We start from the raw sequence: 5,954 nt of genomic DNA, 5'->3' as shown, positions 1-5,954 counted from the left end.
GTCCGCGGCACACCCGCCAAGGTCAATGCGAACGCTGGTCTTGCGGCCAGCGACAAGGTAAACTCGGCCAGCGTCTCGGATGGCAGTCATGAGAGCGTATATTCGGGTCCACTATATGTGACGCCCCCTCCTTGGATCGCGCGAATGGCTAAGGGCAGCGCATCGGCGACGACCACGATCTGCGGTCCCATCCAAGACGCGCGATCGTTCTCGGGGCACGTTGCCGTCCGCTGGCTGACTGATTTCTGACAGGAACCTTCCCGGGCAGGTCTCGAACGCACGAGCGGGATGCCGTCACGTCGCATCTACTGTGTGCGTCATCTCGGTCGTCCTGTTCCATCGAAGTGGAGGAGAGGGAGCCTTCGGCTTGGTGGGCCTGAGGTTCAGGCTCGCGCGACGTCGTCGACGGCGCGCCAACTCCGGATGGAGACGACCGATGATCAAGTCCGTGAAGGTCAAAAACCTTTCGCTCTCGAACGACAATGTGCGCAAGCGTGGCCGGGAGGTCGGCCTGGAGGAGCTCGCCGCCAGCATCGCTGCCAACGGCCTCCTCCAAAATCTGGTGGTGACGCCGCTCAAGAAGGCCGGCACCTTCACCGTCAAGGCCGGCGGTCGACGGCTGCGCGCCATTCAGCTGCTCATCGGGCGCGGCGCACTTGCGGCTGATCACGAGGTTCCCGTGCTCGTCCTGTCGGTTGATGATGCCGCTTCGGTCGGCGCCAGCTTGGCGGAAAACCGGCAGCGCGTACCGATGAACCCGGCTGACGACTGTCTCGCGTTCAAGCATCTCATCGATCAGCTTGGCATGACCGTCGAACAGGTCGCGATCCAGCAGGCCGTCACCGTTCGTTTCGTCGAGCAGCGCATGCGGCTCGCCGACCTCGCGCCGGCCATCTTCGAGGCCCTTGGATCGGACGAAATCGATCTCGGCGTGGCGCAGGCGTACGCCGTGACCGCCGACGTCGATCGCCAGGCGCGGGTCTTCGAGCAGATGAAGCATTCCTATTACGGCAAGCAGCCCGACAACATTCGCCGCGCGATCCTCAACGGTACCGTGCGGCCAAACGATGCCAAGGCGCGCTTCGTTGGGCGGGAAGCCTATGTCGCCGCGGGCGGCCGTATCGACGGCGATCTATTCGCGCTCGACACCGACGACGAGAACTGGACCGACGTCGACCTCCTCGAGGACTTGGCGACCAAGAAGCTCGAGGCAGCCGCGGCGGAACTCGCAGCCGCGCAGGGTCTGGCGTTCGTGACCCCGATCGCTGCCACCCACGTCCCCTATGATGTCGAGCGGCAGCTCCACGAATTCCACCCGGTTGCTCGGCCCCTCACCGACGAAGAGCAAGCCCGGATCGAGGCGCTGGGCCTCGAGAACGATGCGCTGATCGAGGCGCTGGAAACCGATCTGGCCGAGGGCACTCCCGAGGCGAACGCGGCGAACGACCGCGTTGAGACGATCGAGCGCGAAATCGCGGAGATCGACACCGCCCGCAAGACGATCGATCCGGGCGTGAAAGCGAATTTGGGCACCTTCGTCTATATCGGCGGTGACGGCGAGGCCCGCGTTCACACGCGTCTGTTCAGCGAAAAGCCGCTGGCTGACCCCCGGGCGGGTGGCGCTGCGAGCGGCAATGGCGCTGGACCAGGCGAAACCGGCAGCGGTGACGACGCCGTGGCGGACCCGTCCCCGCGGCTCAGCGCCACGCTGATCGAGGAGCTAGCCACCCAGCGTCGCCAGATCCTCGTTGCGCACGTCGCGAGCGATCCGATGATCGCGCTCGATCTGACCATCTTCCTCATGGCCCAGAGCCTCGTCTTCACGACCAGCTATGTGCGCGATCACTCGACCCTGCGTGCCGATCCCGCGCAATTTCCGATCTTCGCCTTTCGTGACGAAGCATCGATGGCCTCACAGACGATCGAGGATCAGCGTCAGCATCTCGACACGACCTGGGTCGGGCACACCACGATGTCGGAGAGGTTCGATGCTTTTCGAACGCTGCCGGACGATGCTCGTGGCGCGTGGGTGGCGTTTGCCGTGGCGCAGACCCTCGAGGCGACGCTCAACGTTGCCGATGGCGCACGCGCGAACGGTTTCCACGATCATCTTGGCCGTCTGCTCGATATCCAGGTCGCGTGCTTGTGGCGTCCCACGGCCGAGAATTACTTCGGCCGGGTGAAGAAGGACGTCATGCTCGACGCGCTGGAGGAGATCGGCGGCCCGATCCTGCGCGGGCGCTACAAGGATGCCAAGAAGGGCGAATTGGCGGCCACCTGCGCGGCACTCTGCAACGGACAGGGGATCGTCGAGGCGGAGATCCGCGAGAAGGCGACGGTCTGGCTTCCGGAGGCGATGCGCTTCGACAACGTCGAACGGCCGGAACGCGTACCCGCGCGCTCGACCTTCGTTGACGACGGTGACGCCGTCGGATCGGACGGTGACGAGCTGGACGGTGACGATCTGGATGGAAGCGAGCTGGACAGCGGTGCGAACCCGCTTGGTGACGCGCCGACACAGGAACCGGTCGACGACGATTATCCCCAGGCCGCCTGACGCCTGACAGCATGTTCGAGGAGCCTCAGGGCGGTGCTCTCTCGGGAGTACCGCCCTCCTTTTCGTGCCTCTGCGTCGTGCCGGATGCGAACCCCCGCCGACGCTCGAGCGCCCCTTTTCCAAGCCAAGGAGCCCACCCGTGGCCAAGACCACCGATGCCCCCTCCCCCGCCGAGATCATCACGGCGGCCATCATCGATCGCCTGGACGCTGGCGTGAGACCTTGGGTGAAGCCCTGGCGCCCAGGCCTTGGCGGTCGTCCTCTCCGGGTCACCGGCGAGCCTTACCGCGGGATCAATTGCTTCTGGCTGTGGCTTGTCGCGGAAGGTGCCGGATACCATTCGCGCACGTGGATGACCTTCAAACAGGCCGATGCTCTCGGCGGTAAGGTTCGGCAGGGCGAGCGATCCGAAATCGCGATCTTCTACAAGTCCTACAGCAAAGCGGTGGCCTCGAGCGTGACGGGTGTCACGACGGACGAGTTGCGACGTGTCCTTCGCAGCTATGCTGTCTTCAACGCCGATCAGATCGAAGGTGCGCTGTGAAAGCGTGAGTAATGGAGTATCTCGAATGAGATTAGGATAGCTGGAAATGTCCTATGCCTACCAGTCTTACTCTGGCCTGCAAGGGCTTGATCCTCGAAAGGGGCAGGGAAACATAGCATGGCTGGAAAAGGCCGGAAGTCGCGAAACCATTGTAGCGGCGGACGGTCAAGGCAAGACTTGTATGGTCAAAGCTACACTGCCTGAACCCAAATCCCGAGCGGTATATCTGGTGCCAGCCACGCAGCAATGGTTGAGGCGTGGTTCCGAGTGCTTAAAGGCGCTGGTCTTTCCTTCGAGGACCGGCGCATCCAGCCTACTCGGCGCAGCCCTGTATGGGGACAAAGGGATGAACTGGGGGCCTAACCAAGTCGGAACTCCCTACACACGTCATCACAGGATGGCCTGTAGCAGGCGGACTTTGGTCCGTCCTGTATGGCCACGGAGCCGGAGTAGTACTCAAACGCCCGGGGTAACGCCCGGGACAGGCGCACCTTCGGGAGCGCACGACCGGCGGTATAAGGGTCGAGGTGACTCGCCCGAAAGCCCAACCGGCCGGGGGAAGTCCGGCAGCTTACGTCGCTCCACCAACGAAGGAAGGGACTAGCTGATGCTGTCACATACCGTCCTGAAGCGGATGGAGCAGTTGCCAAAGTTGTCTATCGCGGGGAAGCGGGTCAACGGGCTGTTCAACCTCATGAAGTGCGATCTCCTTTGGGAGCAAGCATATGAGCGGATCGCCCGTAATCAGGGTTCGCTGACGTCCGGCGTCGATGGTGAGACTTTCGACGGCTTTTCGCCTGAGAGACTTCACCGGCTGATGTCGCAAGTGTTTAGCGGCTCCTACCGCCCGTTACCCGTGCGCCGGGTCTATATTCCCAAGGTCAACGGTAAATTGCGTCCTCTTGGTATCCCAACGGTCAACGACCGGTTGGTGCAGGAGGTGGTCAGAAGCATCCTTGAAAGGATTTATGAGCCTGTGTTTTCCGAACACAGCCATGGATTTAGACCGGGGCGTTCCTGTCACACCGCACTGGACGCCGTTCGCGGCGTCTGGACCGGCGTCAAATGGTTGGTTGAGGTCGATGTGGTCGGGTTCTTCGACAATATCGACCATGACGTGCTGCTCAAGCTGCTCGCAAAACGGATCGATGATGAAAGATTCATCGGCCTCGTTCGTGGCATGCTAAAGGCGGGCTATCTCGAAGACTGGCAGGTGCGTGAATCTTTCAGTGGCACGCCACAGGGCGGTATCGTCTCTCCCTTGCTGGCCAATGTCTATCTTCACGAACTCGATGAGTTCATGGAGGAATATAGGCAACGGTTCGACAAGGGCGGTCAACGGTCCGTCCCGGCGGAATACTGGCGGCTCAGCGCGAACATGCAGTACCGTTGGAAGAAAATTCGTCGGCTGCGCGCTGAAGGCAAGGCTGATGATCCCGCTGTTGATCAAGCACTCCGCGAGATCGAGCAGATCGGGGAGAGGCGAGCATCGCTTCGTGCGCGTGATCCGTTCGACTTGAATTTTCGCAGGCTGCGTTTCGTCCGCTACGCTGATGATTTTCTTATTGGGGTCATCGGTTCAAAGGACGAAGCGCGTGAGGTCATGGCGACGGTCAGGGCTTTCCTGTCCAATAAACTGTGTCTCGAAGCCTCGGAGGAAAAGAGTCGGATTGCGAAAGCGTCGGATGGGGTGAGGTTTCTCGGCTACGACGTTCATACACATACCCAGCGTCGAACCGGGAAAGTTGTGAGGGATGGCCGTGTATTCAGGCCGCGTATGCCCTCCGATATCATGCAATTAAGCGTACCTTGGGACAAGGTCGCACAGTTTTGCGCCACGAAGGAGTATGGCAACTGGTCGGCTTTTGTCAGCCAGCACCGCCCACGGCTTCTTCATTGCAGTGACGTCGAAATCGTGATGGCCTATAATGCGGAGCTACGAGGATTTGCTAATTACTACGCACTAGCATGGGACGTCAAGAAGAAGCTCAACAAGCTGACCCACATATGGCGGGCTAGTTTGGGGCGGACGCTAGCCAACAAGCATAAGTGTTCGGTGATGCAGGTCTTCAATAGGCTTCGGTGTGGAACCGATTATCAGGTCAGCTACATGGTCAGGGGAGAGACCAAGACGGCCAAATTGTGGAAGTCGACCGAGTTGACGGTTGGAGAAATCCGCTACGGAACGATCGACATCGTTCCCGCCACAGCAATGTGGAGCCTCAACCGTACCGAGTTTGTCGAACGTCTCAACGCCAATCAGTGCGAGCTGTGCGGTGCCGAGGATAAGGCATGTGAGGTGCATCACGTCCACAAGATGGCTGATATGAAGGTCGCGCCTTTGGGTCGGAAAATGATCTCGGCACGGACGCGCAAGCGTATCGTGCTGTGCAAACCCTGCCACGTGGACCTCCATGCGGGCAGGCTACCAGATAGGCGACAATTGCAACTCTGACGTAGGTGGAGAGCCGGATGCGCTGAAAGGTGCAAGTCCGGTTCGGAGGGGGGCCGAGGGACGTTCTCAACGAGACGCCACCCGGCCTACCCTACGCCTTCCCGAGCGGTTTCACCCCACGCCGCTTTCTATCGTGCCGCCGGCCGATGCCTTGCCATCCCGCGCCCAGACCTTCGTCGAACGCCTGCCAGCCACGGTTCACATCCGCGGCGACCGCGCATTCTACGATCCGACGGCCGACAGCATCACCATGCCGCCGCCCGAGCAATTCTCCACCCGGGCTTATTGGGCATCGACCTTGGCCCACGAAGTAGGTAACATCGCAAGTGTCCTTGTCGCGGGCGGCGCGGGCGAGGGTGCTGTAGAACGATACCTCCGCCATCTTCACTGCGGCGAGC

4 protein-coding genes and 1 pseudogene are annotated in these 5,954 nt (G+C 61.3%); all 5 read left to right on the top strand.

What is annotated here, in order from left to right:
- Nucleotides 1–249: hypothetical protein (locus tag GGQ89_RS19915; RefSeq protein WP_221239033.1), on the top strand; the 249-nt coding region annotated here is incomplete at its 5' end.
- Nucleotides 250–436: 187 nt separating this feature from the next.
- Entirely contained in the window at nt 437–2,557 is a 2,121-nt protein-coding gene (locus tag GGQ89_RS19480; RefSeq protein WP_043061550.1) for a ParB/RepB/Spo0J family partition protein, read from the top strand.
- A 139-nt stretch (nt 2,558–2,696) separates the two neighbouring features.
- Nucleotides 2,697–3,092, top strand: a pseudogene (locus tag GGQ89_RS19475) (ArdC-like ssDNA-binding domain-containing protein); the annotation flags it as partial.
- Between the two features lie 616 nt (nt 3,093–3,708).
- Complete coding sequence (gene ltrA, locus GGQ89_RS19470) at nt 3,709–5,556, top strand: group II intron reverse transcriptase/maturase (RefSeq protein WP_061780321.1); 1,848 nt, start codon at nt 3,709–3,711, stop codon at nt 5,554–5,556.
- A gap of 133 nt (nt 5,557–5,689) precedes the next feature.
- The coding region (locus tag GGQ89_RS20190) for a zincin-like metallopeptidase domain-containing protein (RefSeq protein WP_425326515.1) at nt 5,690–5,954 on the top strand (265 nt) is incomplete at its 3' end.

Origin of the sequence: Sphingomonas yabuuchiae (genome assembly GCF_014199595.1) — a bacterium.
Lineage (GTDB): Bacteria > Pseudomonadota > Alphaproteobacteria > Sphingomonadales > Sphingomonadaceae > Sphingomonas > Sphingomonas yabuuchiae.
Note: the sequence above shows the minus strand (reverse complement) of the source record. Positions and strands in the feature narration are given on the sequence as shown.

Bases quoted from the DNA above. Each gene is read 5' to 3' on its own strand.
- GGQ89_RS19480 (WP_043061550.1), top strand. From the start codon at position 437: ATGATCAAGTCCGTGAAGGTCAAAAACCTTTCGCTCTCGAACGACAAT.
- ltrA (WP_061780321.1), top strand. From the start codon at position 3,709: ATGCTGTCACATACCGTCCTGAAGCGGATGGAGCAGTTGCCAAAGTTG.